The 16,994-nt window shown below is 42.1% G+C and carries 17 protein-coding genes and 1 pseudogene; 11 read left to right on the top strand and 7 right to left on the bottom strand.

The genetic code is table 11. The features are described from left to right. Window positions 1-90: 90 nt before the first annotated feature. The 5 genes from NQ564_RS01710 (at window position 91) to rpiA (ending at window position 4,769) form a co-directional block, all read left to right on the top strand. On the top strand, window positions 91-1,530 hold the full coding sequence (locus NQ564_RS01710) for a tetratricopeptide repeat protein (protein ID WP_008151728.1): 1,440 nt from the start codon (window positions 91-93) through the stop codon (window positions 1,528-1,530). A gap of 13 nt (window positions 1,531-1,543) precedes the next feature. After that, the gene (locus tag NQ564_RS01705; RefSeq protein ID WP_008151731.1) at window positions 1,544-2,014 is read left to right on the top strand and encodes an NfeD family protein; all 471 of its coding nucleotides are present in this window, start codon (window positions 1,544-1,546) and stop codon (window positions 2,012-2,014) included. Between the two features lie 38 nt (window positions 2,015-2,052). Beyond that, the gene (gene floA / locus NQ564_RS01700) at window positions 2,053-3,045 is read left to right on the top strand and encodes a flotillin-like protein FloA (protein WP_008151733.1); all 993 of its coding nucleotides are present in this window, start codon (window positions 2,053-2,055) and stop codon (window positions 3,043-3,045) included. Window positions 3,046-3,123: 78 nt separating this feature from the next. After that, complete coding sequence (locus NQ564_RS01695) at window positions 3,124-3,987, top strand: nucleoside phosphorylase (protein ID WP_008151735.1); 864 nt, start codon at window positions 3,124-3,126, stop codon at window positions 3,985-3,987. Window positions 3,988-4,073: 86 nt separating this feature from the next. Next, window positions 4,074-4,769, top strand: coding sequence for a ribose 5-phosphate isomerase A (gene rpiA / locus NQ564_RS01690; protein ID WP_008151737.1), 696 nt, complete (start codon window positions 4,074-4,076; stop codon window positions 4,767-4,769). On the opposite strand, the gene NQ564_RS01685 is transcribed toward rpiA, so the two are convergent. Further along, window positions 4,759-5,502, bottom strand: a complete 744-nt coding sequence (locus tag NQ564_RS01685) for a nitroreductase family protein (protein WP_008151740.1) — start codon at window positions 5,500-5,502, stop codon at window positions 4,759-4,761. The genes rpiA and NQ564_RS01685 overlap by 11 nt on opposite strands. Window positions 5,503-5,533: 31 nt before the next feature. Beyond that, window positions 5,534-6,718 (bottom strand): AAA family ATPase, encoded by a 1,185-nt coding sequence (locus NQ564_RS01680; protein ID WP_021861838.1) that lies wholly within the window; start codon window positions 6,716-6,718, stop codon window positions 5,534-5,536. A 115-nt stretch (window positions 6,719-6,833) separates the two neighbouring features. On the opposite strand from NQ564_RS01680, the gene NQ564_RS01675 reads away from it, so the two are divergent. The 4 genes from NQ564_RS01675 (at window position 6,834) to NQ564_RS01660 (ending at window position 11,688) form a co-directional block, all read left to right on the top strand. Beyond that, on the top strand, window positions 6,834-7,955 hold the full coding sequence (locus NQ564_RS01675; RefSeq protein ID WP_008151743.1) for a DUF362 domain-containing protein: 1,122 nt from the start codon (window positions 6,834-6,836) through the stop codon (window positions 7,953-7,955). Between the two features lie 4 nt (window positions 7,956-7,959). Continuing rightward, on the top strand, window positions 7,960-9,342 hold the full coding sequence (mnmE, locus tag NQ564_RS01670; protein WP_008151744.1) for a tRNA uridine-5-carboxymethylaminomethyl(34) synthesis GTPase MnmE: 1,383 nt from the start codon (window positions 7,960-7,962) through the stop codon (window positions 9,340-9,342). Between the two features lie 251 nt (window positions 9,343-9,593). Continuing rightward, complete coding sequence (locus NQ564_RS01665) at window positions 9,594-10,490, top strand: helix-turn-helix domain-containing protein (protein WP_039848381.1); 897 nt, start codon at window positions 9,594-9,596, stop codon at window positions 10,488-10,490. Between the two features lie 91 nt (window positions 10,491-10,581). Continuing rightward, on the top strand, window positions 10,582-11,688 hold the full coding sequence (locus NQ564_RS01660; protein WP_039848328.1) for a site-specific integrase: 1,107 nt from the start codon (window positions 10,582-10,584) through the stop codon (window positions 11,686-11,688). A 73-nt stretch (window positions 11,689-11,761) separates the two neighbouring features. On the opposite strand, the gene NQ564_RS01655 is transcribed toward NQ564_RS01660, so the two are convergent. From NQ564_RS01655 to NQ564_RS01640, 4 genes are all read right to left on the bottom strand, one after another. Then, on the bottom strand, window positions 11,762-12,190 hold the full coding sequence (locus tag NQ564_RS01655; protein WP_008151747.1) for a hypothetical protein: 429 nt from the start codon (window positions 12,188-12,190) through the stop codon (window positions 11,762-11,764). Between the two features lie 223 nt (window positions 12,191-12,413). Further along, window positions 12,414-12,935 carry an ATP-binding protein gene (locus NQ564_RS01650; protein ID WP_008151748.1) on the bottom strand — a complete coding sequence of 174 codons (522 nt, stop codon included), beginning with the start codon at window positions 12,933-12,935 and terminating at the stop codon, window positions 12,414-12,416. After that, the gene (locus NQ564_RS01645; protein ID WP_008151749.1) at window positions 12,932-13,345 is read right to left on the bottom strand and encodes an ASCH domain-containing protein; all 414 of its coding nucleotides are present in this window, start codon (window positions 13,343-13,345) and stop codon (window positions 12,932-12,934) included. Before NQ564_RS01645 ends, NQ564_RS01650 begins: the two co-directional genes overlap by 4 nt. Next, window positions 13,323-14,372 carry a hypothetical protein gene (locus NQ564_RS01640; RefSeq protein ID WP_008151750.1) on the bottom strand — a complete coding sequence of 350 codons (1,050 nt, stop codon included), beginning with the start codon at window positions 14,370-14,372 and terminating at the stop codon, window positions 13,323-13,325. The genes NQ564_RS01645 and NQ564_RS01640 overlap by 23 nt, the downstream gene beginning before the upstream one ends. 305 nt (window positions 14,373-14,677) lie before the next feature. Here NQ564_RS01640 and NQ564_RS01635 point away from each other — a divergent pair, with 305 nt between their 5' ends. Continuing rightward, window positions 14,678-15,445 (top strand): hypothetical protein, encoded by a 768-nt coding sequence (locus NQ564_RS01635; RefSeq protein WP_008151751.1) that lies wholly within the window; start codon window positions 14,678-14,680, stop codon window positions 15,443-15,445. A 6-nt stretch (window positions 15,446-15,451) separates the two neighbouring features. Here NQ564_RS01635 and NQ564_RS01630 read toward each other — a convergent pair. Then, a pseudogene (locus NQ564_RS01630) lies at window positions 15,452-16,385 on the bottom strand (restriction endonuclease). 240 nt (window positions 16,386-16,625) lie between these two features. Here NQ564_RS01630 and NQ564_RS01625 point away from each other — a divergent pair. Beyond that, window positions 16,626-16,994 carry a helix-turn-helix domain-containing protein gene (locus NQ564_RS01625; protein WP_008151755.1) on the top strand — a complete coding sequence of 123 codons (369 nt, stop codon included), beginning with the start codon at window positions 16,626-16,628 and terminating at the stop codon, window positions 16,992-16,994.

Below are 16,994 nucleotides of genomic sequence, written 5' to 3'. Positions count from 1 at the left end.
GGACACAAAAGTAATGATTTATGATTTTAGATTTATGAATTATAAGCCATAAATCCGAATCATAGATCATAATTCATAAATCATAAATCGATGAATTGGTTATCTAATAAACTGTTTTACACAATAGGAATTACGTTACTCTGCGGCGGGCTGCATGCACAAAGTCTGGCTGAAGCAAAAAAATTATACAACGAAGGAAAGTACGCAGAAGCCAAACCCGCCTTTGAAAAGCTGGTTAAGCAAGCGCCAAGCAATTCCTCCTATAATCATTGGTATGGTGTCTGCTGCTACGAGACTGGCGATCTGACCGGTGCGGAAAAGCATTTGAAAGTAGCTGTCAAACGCAAAGTACAGGAAGCATACCGTTATATGTCCGAAGTCTACTACAAGACCTATCGTTTCGACCAAGCCAGAGAAATGCTAGAAGAATACATCAACCTGCTGGCAAAGAAAAAACAGAACCCACAGGCGTTCGAAGCCAAGCTCGATCTGGCAAACAATGCACAACGCATGATGGAAAAGGTGGAAGACATTCAGATCATCGATAGCCTGGTCGTGGACAAAGACAATTTCCTTTCCGCCTATATCTTGAGTGAAGAAAGCGGCACACTCGATTCCTACAAAGATTTTTTCCAGACAAACGAGCCTGTAAGTTCAACCGTATACAAGAACCAGAAAGGCGACAAGATTTACTATGCACATTCGACGGACAACGACCATTATTGCCTTTTCACCCAGTCCATGCTTATGGACGAATGGGGTGACGAAAAACAGTTACCGATGAATATCAACAGCAATGATGACGACAACTACCCGTTCGTCCTTTCCGATGGCGCTACAATCTATTATTCTTCCAAAGGGAACGGTTCGATTGGCGGTTATGACCTCTTTGTCACCCGCTACAACATCAATTCTGACACTTATCTGGCACCAGAGCAGTTGGGTATGCCGTTCAATTCGCCCTACAACGATTATATGATGGTCTTCGACGAAGTGAAAGGATTGGGATGGTTCGTGTCCGACCGTTTCCAACCGGAGGGTAAAGCCTGCGTCTATCTTTTTATCCCGAACCCGGAGCACAAACGAGTGGAGAGCGAAGACATCGAAATGAAACGGACCCGTGCCGCGATTACTTCCATCCGGGATTCCTGGAAGGAAGGTTCCGACTATACCGATCTGATTCGCCTGTCCCATACGGAAATACCCTACGGAGAGGAAAAGATCGAAAAGGATTTTGAATTCATCATCGCAGGTAATATCGTCTATTACAAGCTCGATGAGATCAACAGCCCAGAAGCAAAGAGCTATTACGAAAAAGTAGTTGCCTTGAACAAACAGATCAAAGAGTTGAATGAAAAACTCGATGGTCTGCGCACTTCCTATGTCAAAGGCAACACGGCCCGCAAAGAGCAGTTGAAGCCTACCATCCTGCAAGCGGAAGAACAACTGAATGCTTTGCTGGAACAACCCGGCGAATTGGAAAAGAAAGCCCGTAATGCAGAGATCAATTATCTGAAAAACAAACGATAAAACAAGTGCCTATATGATATTTGAAACGTTCATCATCGCTTTCCTAATGGTTGTAGCCATCGTACTCATCCTGCTGGAAATATTTATGTTACCAGGTATCACGGTTGCCGGTGTCGGAGGATTCCTTTTTGCTGCCGGTGGCCTGATCTATGCCTACTCGGTCGGTACGCCGGTGGGAAATGTGACATTGGCGGTATCATTGCTCGTATTCGTAGCCTCCTTCGTCTGGTTGTTGCGTTCCAAATCCTTCAACCGGGTGGCTTTGAAAACCGACATCGATTCCAAGCTGGTGTCCAGCCGTGATCTGGGGATCGTGCCGGGTGACGAAGGGTTGACACTTTCACGCCTCGCTCCAATCGGGAAGGCCCGTATTAACGGGATTATGGTGGAAGCCAAATCGGTGGACGAACTGATTGACGAAAACACACCGGTCGAGGTGATACGCGTCGACGGTTATAATGTAATCGTGAAAATTAAAAGTTGAAAAATAAATCATAATTCATAAATCATAATTCTACTCACATGGAAATGACCTTTGTACCTCTCGCCCTTTTGGGGGCAGCGATATTGCTGCTGGTAATTTTCTTTTATTATGTGCCGTTCCTCCTATGGATCTCGGCAAAAGTTTCAGGTGTCAACATCTCGCTGATACAGCTTTTCCTGATGCGTATCCGTAACGTGCCGCCTTATGTCATCACTCGCGCCATGATCGAAGCCCACAAAGCTGGTCTGAAAATGCTGACTCGTGACGAACTGGAAGCACACTACCTGGCAGGCGGACATGTCGAAAAGGTTGTCCATGCCCTCGTTTCCGCATCGAAAGCGAATATCGACCTCCCTTTTCAGATGGCAACCGCTATCGACTTAGCAGGACGTGACGTATTCGAAGCCGTGCAGATGTCGGTAAACCCGAAAGTCATCGACACACCTCCCGTTACAGCCGTTGCCAAAGACGGTATTCAGTTGATCGCCAAAGCGCGTGTGACGGTCCGTGCCAATATCAAGCAGTTAGTCGGAGGGGCCGGCGAAGAAACGATTCTGGCCCGTGTCGGCGAAGGTATTGTATCCTCTATCGGTTCGTCTGAAAATCATAAAAGCGTATTGGAAAACCCAGATTCCATCTCCAAACTGGTTCTCCGCAAAGGTTTGGATGCGGGGACTGCATTCGAAATCTTGTCCATCGACATCGCCGATATCGACATAGGCAAGAACATCGGAGCTTATCTGCAAATGGACCAGGCTCAAGCCGACAAGAATATCGCCCAGGCAAAGGCCGAAGAACGTCGTGCTATGGCCGTTGCTGTCGAACAGGAAATGAAAGCCAAAGCACAGGAAGCCCGTGCAAAGGTTATCGAAGCCGAAGCCGAAGTACCCAAGGCTATGGCCGAAGCTTTCCGTAGCGGCAATTTGGGTATCATGGACTATTATAAGATGAAGAATATCGAAGCAGACACCAGCATGCGAGAAGCAATCGCCAAACCGTCAAGTGCACCTTCGAAACCATTAAAAGACTAATAAGGATTTATGATTTCAGATTTATGATTTATTATCCACACATAAATCTGAAATCATAAATATAAAATCATAAATCAAATGATCGCTCCTTCTGAACTTATTATCAATCCCGATGGCAGTTGCTTCCACCTCCATCTGAAACCGGAACAGCTCGCCGACAAGATCATCATGGTCGGCGATCCCGATCGCGTAAACACTGTCGCCTCCTATTTCGATACGAAAGAATGTGAAGTGTCGAGCCGTGAATTCCACACCATCACCGGTACTTACAAAGGGAAGCGTATCACGACGCTTTCACACGGCATCGGGACCGATAATATCGACATCGTCCTGAATGAACTGGACGCTCTGGCAAACATCGACTTTGCCTCTCGCACCATCAAACCGGAATTCCGGCAACTGACAATGGTGCGTGTCGGCACTTCAGGAGGATTGCAACCGTTTGTTCCTGTCGGGACTTATGTCGCTGCCGGAAAATCGATCGGGTTCGACGGAGTCCTGTATTTTTATGCCGGCTCCGAGGAAGTGCGCGACAAGGCTTTCGAATCAGAATTGATAAGACAATTGGAATGGAAGCTAAACGGCATCAAGCCCTATGTTGTTTCCGCTGATCCTTCTCTGGTCGAACAGATCACGCAATATGATATTATCCGGGGAGTAACGATTGCGGCCAACGGTTTCTACGGTCCGCAAGGTCGTCGGCTCCGCCTGCCACTCGCCGATCCGGAGTTGAACCGGAAAATAGAAGCCTTCAAGTTCAACGATAGCCGGATTACCAACTTCGAAATGGAGAGTTCGTCCCTCGCCGGGCTGTCCGCCTTGATGGGACATCGTGCCATGACCGTGTGCTGCATCATTGCCGGACGGGTAACCCAAGACATGAATACCGAATACAAAGGTTCCATCGCCGGGCTGATCGAAACAGTATTGGATCGGATCTAAAAAAGCTATGCTTTACGGGGGCTAACCCTATGGGTTATGCCACCTAATGCATAGGGTTATGGTTACTAAAACAAAGTCGATAAATCATGGAATGGGGAAAGACAATATTATCATCTTTGGAATGGGGAAAAACCATCTCCAACAGAGAAGAGAAAGAGAGAGTGGCAGACATCATTTCCTCGATGGTAAAAGAGGGAGAAATCATCGGAGTAGGTTCGGGTTCGACTGCCTATCTGGCCTTATTAAAAATCGCCAGACGGATGAAAAACGAACAATTACATATCCGTGCAATCCCAACTTCACAGGAAATCCGTATGGCATGTGTTCGTTTGGGTATCCCTGTCACCAGCCTGTGGGAACACAAACCGGACTGGACATTCGACGGGGCCGACGAAATAGACACGGAACATAATATGATCAAAGGGCGCGGAGGAGCAATGTTCAAAGAAAAGCTACTGATCAACTCCAGTCCCCGCACCTATATTATCGCCGATCCATCCAAGATCGTAACCCAATTAGGATCCCGCTTCCCGGTCCCTATAGAGATATTTCCCGAAGCACTTACCTACGTCGAAGAAGTGCTCCGGGCTTATAATCCCAAAGAAATCAAATTAAGAATGGCTAAAGGGAAAGACGGCCCTGTGATCACGGAGAACGGGAACCTGATTCTCGATACCTGGTTCGATCATATCCCCAATAACCTGGAAGAATCGATCAAGTCGATCACCGGGGTTATCGAAAGCGGGCTGTTCATACACTACGACGTGCATATCATTTCATAAAACCCTGATCATTCAAGACTTTCAGTAATACACCGGAGAAATATTCATTATTGGCCTTCGTATAACGTACATCCGTAAATACCTGGGCCAATGTCTCTTTATCATTCTCCCGTACAAATTGCTTATTTACTTCCAGTTCCTCCTTATCGTGATACAATGCATCAATAGAAGTTGGCGTATAATCCGTATAAACCTCCTGGTGAACCACTGCTCCAAGTGGCAGACGTTCCACCTGATCAGGCATTCCGTCGGGATAGCCGACCGTGACTGTCACGATAGGGACAACCAAGCGTGGAAGCGACAAGGCGTCGATAATCTTATCTGCATTATAAGCCGTCGTTCCCAAATAACAGATCCCCAAACCTTTTTCTTCTGCTGCCGTACAGAAACTCTGGGCAAACAGCATCGCATCAATAGTCGAAGCGATAAAAGTTTGGAAATTGTCGAAACCGGCCAGGGCATCACGCTGCTCCGCCCATTTTACAAAACGGTTGGCATCAGCACAGAAAGTGAGCACGACTGGAGCTGTCGTAATCATCGGCTGATTGAAATGGGCTGGAGCCAACTTTTCCTTATTCGCCTTATCGCGAGTAATGACCACGCTATACAGTTGCATATTCCCCGTATTGGATGCACGGGTGGCAACTTCCAGCAATTCATTCAACAAAGCATCCGGAATGTCCTGAGTCGTATATTTACGGATCGTCCGTCTGTTTTTCATATTTTCCAACATAACTTACATATTTAGTTGATGACAAAATCGATCAATAACAAAGGCCAAGCGCCCAGATAGGTATCTTGTTTCCTACACTCTTGGGCTGCCCGTGTATGGCGGCAAACGTATTTTCTACATTCTTGATACGTTCATAGTCCATCAACGGATCACCAATCACGAACGTGTACTTTCCATTCACACGATAGTCTCCATTATGCAGAAGTTCCACCGTTCCACAATTAGACATCTGATCGACGAAAAACGTTTCTCCCAAGTAAATCCGCTCCATCTCCCGGAAAAGGCTTGCCATCAGATTCGTGTTCGCCAAGAAAGAGCGATACGAACGGGTCAGTCCGCCGTCTTCTTTCCTGACTTGTAGAATGCGGAGCACTCCTATTTCTTTTATATAATCCAGCAACTTGTGTATTTGTGTGTTATCCATCTCATACTTGGATGTCAGAACCTGCATGCGGGGAAACTCCGGAGCTTCTTTGGCAAGCTGAATCAGCAATTGTTTCATCTTCCGGGACATGGCATTGTTCATCTGGCGAATGGCAGGCAGGTCCACATCAACCGAATCCCGCACCAAATCCTGCAAACGAAAATTGAAAGCATCCGGATCTTCCCAATAGAAAGGATAGCAGCCATGTTCCAGATAATTCCGGAAAATGGGGACTATGTTTATCTCGTCCATCACCTGTTGCGTCACTTCCGCATGGTGAAGCAAAAGCTCGTCCAATGGGATCGGTTTGAGGTCCAGCGCACCTTCATAGGACAAATATTCACGAAACGACATGGTATGCAACGTATACCAATCGCCTTTCCCGCCCAAAGACGGCTCCATCTTTTCACCTTCGACTAGCGAAGGTGCGGCAAACACAATTTGCATATCAGGATAATCGTCATGCAAACGCTCTATCGCCTGTATCCAGTTTCCATATCGATGGACATTATCCAAGAAAAGATGCCTCCCTCCCTTCTCATGGAATCGCCTGACCGTTTCGGACAACATGTGCCGTTTCTGAAACCATATATTATCAAGTGGCAAATACAGGGCTTCATGAGAATCACCATAAGTCGATTTGATATGCTGTAACAAAAGCGTAGTTTTTCCCACCCCTTTCGCTCCAAAGAGACCGATCAACCTCCTGTCCCACTTGACCTGCCGGGATAAGTAACGTTGGAAACTCAGATTTACGCCTTTAAGTAATTGCTCATGGTTTAACCGAAACATGTCCATATTTTAACTGATTTGACACAAAAATACTATATAAAAGCCAATCTACAAAACCAACAACTCGCAGGAAAAATAGTTTTTTGTACCTTTGCCCACATAAACCAATAAACAAATGGAAACGTCTAAAGTTTACTTTACCAATCTCCGTACAACTCCGTCCAGCAACTTGTTGGACAAGATGGAACGTCTCGTAAAACGTGCAGGCATAGCAAACATTGATTTCCAGAATCAGTTTGTAGCGATCAAGATCCACTTCGGCGAACCGGGCAACCTAGCCTTTATTCGACCAAACTATGCGGCCCGGATGGCCACGTTGCTTCGCAGTTTAGGGGCGAAGCCTTTTCTGACAGATTGCAACACATTGTATTCAGGTCGTCGCGCCAATGCTGTAGATCATCTGGAAAGTGCAATGGAAAACGGCTTCAATCCCATTTCCGCCAAATGCGATGTGATTATCGCCGACGGCCTGAAAGGGACCGAATACCGTGAAATCGAAATCGACGGTGAATATTGCAAAGCTCCCAAAATCGGTTCCGCCATTGCCGATGCAGATATTGTCATTTCCATGAACCACTTCAAAGGACACGAGCAGACCGGATTCGGCGGTGCATTGAAGAACCTCGGCATGGGATGCGCCAGCGTGGGGGGCAAACTTGAACTTCACTCGGCATCGCAACCCAGAATCGACATCGAAAGTTGTAAGGGTTGTAATATATGCGTCAAACATTGCCGCCACGATGCCATTCATTTGAATACTTCCCATAAAGCAGAAATCGACTACGGCAAATGTGTTGGTTGCGGCCAATGCGTAGCTCTTTGCCAATACGATGGAGCCGTCATGGGTGAAGGCGACACGTCTGAACGTTTGAACTATAAGATCGCCGAATACACCCAAGCAGTCTTGTCGGGCAAACCGAATTTCCACATCAGTTTTATCATGAATGTCTCACCTGAATGTGATTGTTGGAATCACAATGATGCTGCGATTGTGCCAGATCTGGGCATCGCCGCCTCTTTTGATCCGGTCGCATTAGACAAGGCTTGTGCCGATATGGTGATCAAGGCCCCGATCCTGGAGACAGGCAACCGCCTTTCAGACGCTCCGCATCACGAACATCTGGAAGGTTGCGACAAATTCCATCTCATGCACCCCGACACAAACTGGCAAGCAGGGCTGGAACATGCTGAAAAGATCGGCCTCGGAACACAGGAATATGAATTAATAACCATATAGAAGAATGGAAGATACTATCTGCGCCGTATCAACTGCCCCCGGAGCTGGAGGAATTGCCGTCATCCGTATCTCCGGACCAGAAGCAATCGCAATCTGCAACACGATATTCGTACCGCGTATAACAGGGAAAGATCTGTTGTCACAGGAAGCTTATACACTGCGTTACGGTAGTATCAGGCGGAATAAAGAACTCATAGACGATGTGCTAGTCGCCCTTTTCCGTGCACCTCATTCTTTTACCGGCGAAGACACGGTAGAAATCACTTGCCACGGTTCCGTCTATATCCAGCAGCAGATCATGCAACTTTTGATTGAAAGCGGTTGCCGCTCCGCCCTCCCCGGCGAATATACTCAACGCGCCTTCATGAACGGTAAGATGGACCTGAGTCAAGCCGAGGCGGTCGCCGATTTGATCGCCTCGACTTCAGCCGGCCAGCACCGTTTGGCATTAAACCAGATGCGCGGGGGGTTCAGTCATGAATTAAAGAACTTACGTGAACAACTTTTGCATATCACTTCTTTGATGGAACTGGAGCTGGATTTCAGCGACCACGAGGAACTGGAGTTTGCCGACCGAAGTGAACTTAGCACGTTGGCAACCCATATCGAAACCGTTATATCGCGTTTGGCCAACTCTTTCAGTGTAGGAAACGCAATCAAGAACGGTGTTCCTGTTGCGATCATAGGTGAAACAAATGCCGGAAAATCGACTCTGCTAAACGTCCTGCTGAATGAGGATAAAGCGATTGTCAGCGATATCCACGGTACAACCCGCGACATTATCGAAGACACAGTCAGCCTCGGAGGGATCACTTTCCGCTTCATCGATACCGCCGGTATCCGAGAAACGCACGATGCGATCGAAAGTATCGGCATCGAACGCACCTTCCAGAAGCTCGATCAAGCAGACATTGTCCTCTGGATGATAGATGCAGCCGATGCCTCCCTACAGATCGCCCAATTATCTGAAAAAATACTACCCCGCTCGAAAGGGAAACAGCTAATCCTCGTTTTCAACAAGGCCGACCTGCTCACCGACCGTCAGTTTAAAACAACCGACCTTCCCGATAATGTACAATCGATCTTCATATCGGCCAAGAAAAGAGAGCATATCGACGAGTTACAGGATCTCCTGATCCAAGCTGCTCATATCCCCTCTTTATCCTCAAACGACGTCATCGTCACTAACATCCGTCACTACGAAGCCCTAACCCACGCCCTCGACTCCATCCACCGTGTCCAGGAAGGCTTATCCGCCAACCTTTCCGGAGATTTCATCTCCCAAGATTTAAGAGAATGCATCTTCCACCTCTCAGACATCGTTGGAGAAGTCACAACAGACCAGGTGTTGGGGAATATATTTGAGAGGTTTTGTATCGGCAAGTAAACATCTGATTATCAATTAGTTAAATTAATTGTAATCGATTGATATGGCGCTCTTTACGGAGCGCCTTTTTTGTTGCTCGAGTATCGTTGATAATCGTTGCTAAGCCTTTTTACGCCATTTTTTGTACCTCCTGTGTACCTCACAAGCCCAAAGTCGGGTTTACTGTCTGCCAGATGGTGAACAACCTGGAACGCCTTGGAACGCTGTGGTACGCAATGAAACAGATTTGGCGAACTAAAGAGATAATTAAAATGGCTAGTAACATTGAAATTCAAAAGAAATGCGAGTGGTGTGGCACCATTTTTACCGCCCACAAGATCACTACCGCATACTGTTCACACAGGTGCGCAAACCTCGCATACAAAGATCGAGTTAGAAAAAAACGAATTCAAGAATTCCACTTGAAACACGATGCAGAATTAAAACCTAATTCTGAAAAAGAGTTCTTAACCCCTACTGAAGTTGCCGCATTTTTAGGTGTAGGCCGTACCTCAATTTATCGGTATATCAAAAACGCGAAAATTAAAGCGGTTAGATTTGATGGGAAAACTCTTGTACGGCGTTCGGATATTGATAAGATGTTCGACTACATTATTGCTTCCAATAATGAGAATAAGCCCAAAGAGAAAACTCCAATATCAGATTTCTACACCACAGCTGAAGTTAAGGAAAAGTATGGCGTAAAGGATTCCTGGATATTCCATATCGCTAAGGAACATAATATCCCACGAACCTTTCACCGTGGTAAAACCTATTGGAGCAAAAAGCATATTGATGACTACTTTGCAAAGAAAGCTCCCGATCCTGAGATCAAGGAATGGTACAGCACGCAAGACATGCAGGAGAAGTTCGGCATGACGCTGACGGCCATATATTCTTTTGTATCAAAGAATGCCATTCCCAAAAAGAAAGTCGGCATCATGGTGTACTACTCCAAAAAGCATGTGGACATTGCCAAAGGTCTCATAGCTCCTGAAGAGCCCAAATACTACACCATTGCCGAAGCGATGGAACGATTTAATCTGACACGAGACCAACTCTACCATTATGTGAAATACCATAATATTCCCCGTATCAAAGTCGGTAAATATACCAAGATCCTGCGGGCAGAGCTGGACAAGTTCTTTGAGCCTCCAAAGATAGAATGAGCCGAAAGTTATTTTCCGGTGATAAATACCACCATTAGAACACCTATTTTATTTGCAACAAAACAAGTATTAATCAAAAAACAATATAGCTATGACACTTACATGCACCAACGTAACACTGAGACAAAAGCCATTGCGTAACGACCGCATATCCCTTTATCTGGATTATTATCCGGCCATCCGCAATCCTTACACGATGAAGATGAGTCGCCGGGAATTCCTCGGCATTTACATCTATGCTAAGCCCAAGAATGAGCAGCAAAGAATGTTCAATCAGGATATGCTGAACAAGGCAGAGGCAATCCGCTGTATCCGTGTCCAGTCGCTTATCAATGAAGAATTCGGGTTCCTGGACAAGAACAAGCAAAAGGTAGATTTCCTCGCCTACTTCCGGACAAAGGCACGGGAAAAATATGAGAAATGGGATTGTGTTTACAACCACTTTGAGAAATTTGTCGGCGGCAAATGTACCTTTGGCGATGTCACCGTGGAACTGTGCGAGAAGTTCAGGGATTACCTGCTCAAATGCAAACAGATTAATCACCCCAATGCTTATATCTCACGCAATTCGGCAGCTGGTTATTATTCGACGTTCCGTGCCTTATTGAAAATAGCCTATAAAGAGAAGATGTTGCGTGAGAACTTGAACGACTTTCTAGAAAAAATCGAATGGAAAGAGGTCAAGAAAGAGTATCTGACACTTGATGAAGTCAAGAAACTGGCAGCTACGCCATGCAAGATTCCTGTCTTAAAACAGGCATCCCTGTTTGCCTGTATGACCGGCCTCCGTATCAGTGATATTCTGAAGCTGGACTGGCGTGATTTTGAGGTCGGCCCAGATCAAGGCTACTACATCCGTATCTGCACCGAAAAGACAGAAACCGAGGCCACCCTTCCCATCAGTCAGGAGGCACTGGAGTTGTGTGGCGAAGGGGGTACTGGAAAAGTTTTCAAAGGCTTGACCCGCTCCATGACTCATCATCCCTTGAAACAATGGATTGCCGAAGCCGGAATCAGAAAACACATAACCTTCCACTGCTTTAGGCACTCGTATGCGGTCATCCAAATCTCTTTAGGCACAGACATTTACACAGTATCGAAGATGCTAACACATAAGAATGTCACCACCACTCAAATCTATGCTGATTTAGTCAATTCAAAGAAACGAGAGACGGCGAATAAGATTTCATTGAAATGAATGTACGATTTAGACATATAGTGAAAGATTTTTGTCTTTCACTATATGTCTAAATGTAAAATTCTTCTATACTTTAAACGAATGGATAATAATGAAACACTTCTAATGTTAATCTATATGCGAAAAGTGCCATTTTTTCGAGTTCAATATGGTCAATCTGAATATTACATTCTTTTTGTTCATTAATATGCACCCATTTATTTCGGTATTCTCTCAACTTATGTAATTTTATTTTTGTTTTTGCATCATATGAACATTGTTCTATTAAATCATAAAAAGACCGATTCTTCAATCCTTCATCATCCCTCATATAAGACTCTATAGCTGCCTGACACATGAGTATACAAGCTAAATCAGCTCCTGCACAGAATGCAATATAAGCATTTTCCAACTGAAATGTTGTCCAATCTTGTAAGCAAATGCTTCCTTTTAAAACATCATCTTGGATATTAAGTAAAATTTTCTCTCTTTCAGCTGATAAATCCATATTATATTTACTCATAAAAAATTAAATGTATACTGAATATCTTACAAAACAATAAAAGTTCTACTATGATGGGCTTGATGGTAGGAGAAATTATACATAAACCGATAAAAAATATGCCCATTGATTACATACCACATCTTTTTAATTGAGAAAATATTGTCTTAGTTTGTCCAAACAGTTCTAATTTTACTCATAAATACTGTATAACAACGTATAAAAATAGAATGTATCATATTAATTAATTATTTATTACTTCCTTCAAAGTACTATACGAATCAGACTGAATCTCAAACATTTCTAATCCTAATAAACTAGAAATATATTGAGCATGTTCTATTTCTGTATTTTGCATTTTTTCAAGAAGTGAAGTTTCATATCTTTTTCCGTCTCTTTGAGATAAACGTTTTGCTATAATTTCTGGCGTTTCGCTTACTACAATTATTTTCTTTGGGTTTATCCCTATAAATACTTCTTCAGGAACTTTCTCAATTTTACTTTCCTTATTCAGCAAACAAAAATGTCCATCCAACAAATAAGTTTTACCTGAAGTGACAACTCCTTTCAAATTTTTCAATAAGCGGTCTTGTGTAGCATCAATATCTGCTACACGCTTATCTGAAGAATCCACATTAAAATCTTTCCATTTCAATACTTCACTAGCTGATAAATGTACAATTCCAAGTTCAGATTCGATACGTTCGCATAATGTACCTTTTCCAACACCATGAATACCGCCAATAAATATAATATCATTTTTCATAATTCCACAAAACTCAAAACAGATTCCTCTATATCATCTTCTTCTAGATATTTGAATGATTGAGGGGCTACAAATGAAGTAAAAACATCGAATGGATTTATTGGTTTCTTATACAAAACAGGATTCTCTATCTGTAATGCATAACCTTTGTCACGTCCTTTAAAATATTGGTCAAAGAACTCTTTAGAGATACCGGAAACGAAGGATGTTTTTTCCCATAATTTTTCCGGAGTATCACTTAATATCTTTTTTACAGAAAACTCTCCAACAATCATTCCTTCAGGCTTAGTTGAATATACGACTACCTGAGTAACGTGTTTTGTAAACACGTTTTTCCTATATTCAAACTTTTTTCGTCCTTGAAAAATTTCACGAACAAATTCCGGTTTAATCGACAATAAGACTTTCATCTATTTGACCTCTTTCTATAATATCATTAAACTGTTCATCTGTTAACTCTAAAAATCCCCAATAAGCATTTTGAGAAATACCAACTTCTTCTATCAACTCTTTTCTAATTATCCTACGATTAAAAGCGGCATTATATGTCATCTTAATGATAACTGTTTTAGAATTATTATAAAATATAGTTAATGTGTTTTTATCAAATATACTGTAATAATTTGTATATTTGATGTATTCCTCATAACTTTTAAAATCTTTTGGAGTTTTCACTTCCTCAACGACACAAACAGAAGTTGCAACACTTCTATACATTGCAGATCCCCGATCATCTGATGTACGATAAATAACAACAAGATCACCTGGGTTCATTTGCTTAGCATCTTCCATCCTGCATAAATAAATTTTATGGATACTATTTGTATGAGAAACGTCTTTGATAAGCGAATCTTTATCTCTTATTTCTGTATTCAAAATAGAGTCGGGGAACAATACCGTATGAAATTTAGGATATATAGCCAACAAATATTTGTTCTTTCCAGCTGTATGTATAAAAGGAAAATCTTTACAAATATCACCAGTATAACATTTCATGGATTTGACATAAACACTTTCAGGATTATCGGTATCTCCTTTTATAGCTTTCTTCTCAAACCCGTATTTTTTCAGAAGATTTACAAGACCTACATGCTTTTCAAATATCGTCACATAAATCTCTTCTACCTTCTCATATAAAGCATGATGCATTATCATCCTAACAAATCTCTCGCCTAATTTCGTATTATGCGCTTCTATCTTAAAAGTTCCGACTTTCAGTCTTTTAGCTTCAGGGAAATTAGGTATTACATCAGTTATTGCTTCATCTTCTATCTTAAGATAAAGAAAAGCCTGCAAAGAACTATCATTTTTTTTCTGAATGTATGCATCATTATCGCTTTTTCTGCCAAACCATTCTTCAAAACCTTTATAATCAGCTTTCAAACTATCGAAGAATGGATCCTCTAAATTGACCTCTTTAAATTTTACTAATTCCATAATAATCAATTTTTATATGTGTCCTGATTATTGTTTTCAATTATTCTAATATACAAATATACGGAATTTCATTTTCTTCTTAGTAGTGTGAGGAAGCAAAATATCTAAATTTATCATAGTGTATACCCAATATATTGATTTTGCTCTATTCATATTCAGTATAAAACATGTCAATACAGTCTTTGTCTTATTTATAGCTGAAAAAAGCTACATATTGAGGACAAATGCTGCCACTTTCTTGGATTTATAACATGGTATCTATGAAATGACATATATTTGCGCACAAACAATTAGCAAATATCACTATGAATCAGAAAAGTATAGAACATATAGCACGCTATTCCCTTGTATTGGTAGGTAATCTTGTTGTTGGCGTTTTAGCTCGTCAGTTTGTTTTATCCAGAGGTGTTGACGATTTCAGTAGTATTGTCGCATTTTTTGCAACAGTAATTGTCTTGATGGCGATCTATGCCAGTTTACAGACAACTTTTAATCAGTTTCTGCTACCACGCATAGAAGCTTTTCTATTGCGTTTCTCTGCTTTTCAAACGATGAAAAATCACAATGATACCGTTTCTGTTCCGGAAGCCCCTACAATCAAAGATTCAAACCAAGCTACGCCTGATGTCATTGAGTCTGCTCTTACCGCTGAAGAAACAATCTCTGGACCTTCAGAATATGAAGTTATGCGAACCAATTCTATCGCAAAAAAGAATCGTGCTATTCAAACTAAATTGGAAAAGGTCATTAGCTATACGAAGCAAACAATGGTTGCCTATATGAGTGAAGAGGATCTCAACCGTCTATGTACATACGTTGCTGAATATAGTTCAGGCGATACCTTGCAAAAGATAACGCCCGTAAAGGTGGATTCACAACTTAAAAGCATTGATATTATGCATTTTGGTTGGAACATTGGCAAGGCTTTTGGTATAAAGCGCATTCACACAGCCACATTCATAAAGAATGTTTTTGCCCATACCCTCCGTGACTTAGAGATCTCAACGATTGAACGTAAAATGTCACATACGGAATCTGAATGTTACATTAAACTACAACAATTAAAAGAGTAATATATGTCATTTATCATCTTCCATTGAGTCCCAATAATCACTATCCATTTTCATCACCTTAAAGGTCATTTCTGTCTGAAGCCCCAATCCAAAATCATATATATTCTGTTAATTGATGGCCATTAATCAAAATAACAGTAGGCGAACCATTTAAGCTATCTACATAATCCATAGCTCCTTTTGTAAAATCTGAAGTAGTGATAAAAACCCCCTTTTTAGATGGAGTTCCTGCTACAGCTCCCACAAAACTCTGAACTTCATTACGTCCAACATTATTACCTAATGCATATCGTTTAGCTTGAATAGAAATATGATTAAAGCCAAGAATATCTTCTTTTATAATGCCATCAATACCTCCATCATTTGAAAATTTTGTAACAAATCCTGAGTTCTTTACTTCACCTCCATATCCCATTGCTTGAAGTAATCTCACAACTAATCGTTCGAATTCTTGGGGCTTTTTACTAAGTATTGTCGTGAGAATTTCTGATTGAATGGATTGTTTTATATTATCATACGAATTATATAAACTTTCTTGAGGAGTCGGTTCATTCTCTCCGGTTGTTTCTGATGCTTCTTCTAATGTGTCTTTAATTTTAGATTCTTTCTTCGGAGTTCGTGCGTTGACAGTTGTCTTAATATACTCACTTATCTGTTCATCAGAACATGATTCAAGCATAGCCAATCCTTTATCACTAATTTTATAGTCTCCTCTTTTAGGCTTTTCAACTAAGCCAGCAATGAATAGATAAGACAAAGCCCAGGAAATACGATCTAAAAATATTTCTCCATTACCTGATGGATACCATGCATTCATCTCTTCATCTGTCAAATGAAAATGTTCTGCTAAAGGAACTCTAAAATCTTTGGCTCTCATAACGGCCCCCGACTTTAGTGTTTTCAGCGCTTGTATCCTAATTTGATCAAATTGCGGTATCATTTTGGTATTCACTAAATTAAATTGATAACAAACAAAGTTACTGCTTTTTCCTCATATATTCTAATAATATATTTCTTTTACACACGAACTCTGTGTATCCAATCGCTTTCTATATTGATATTTAATTATTTACCGTCAACAATCATCATCAAAAGTTATCTCACAGTTATATTCCGGTGATGTTTTCCACCATCAAAACACCAATTTCCTTTGCCAGCGAACAATTAAAAATGAGTACGTATGGCAAACGAACAAATCACTTTTGATAAGCTGCCGCAGGCGGTAGGTTATCTCACAGAACAGATGGAACAAATCCGACAAATGGTGGCGGCACTGCAGCCACAAACTTCTTTAGACAAGCATCGTATTGTTGAAATTGACGAAGCCTGTAAAATCACACGAAAAGCGAAGCCTACCATTTACACGCTTGCACGTAAAGGACTGATTCCAGCCTATAAAAAAGGTAAGAAACTCTACTTCTATGAAGATGAGTTGCTGCAATGGATTGAGTCCGGGCGCAAGCAGATGCAGGCAATATCGCTCCAGGAACAGGCAGCGGAGATAGTACATGGAGCGAAACGCAAACCAAAGGGAGGCTATAACTTTTGA

The sequence above is a fragment of the Parabacteroides johnsonii DSM 18315 genome, assembly GCF_025151045.1.
In the GTDB taxonomy this organism is placed as follows: domain Bacteria; phylum Bacteroidota; class Bacteroidia; order Bacteroidales; family Tannerellaceae; genus Parabacteroides; species Parabacteroides johnsonii.
Note: the sequence above shows the minus strand (reverse complement) of the source record. Positions and strands in the feature narration are given on the sequence as shown.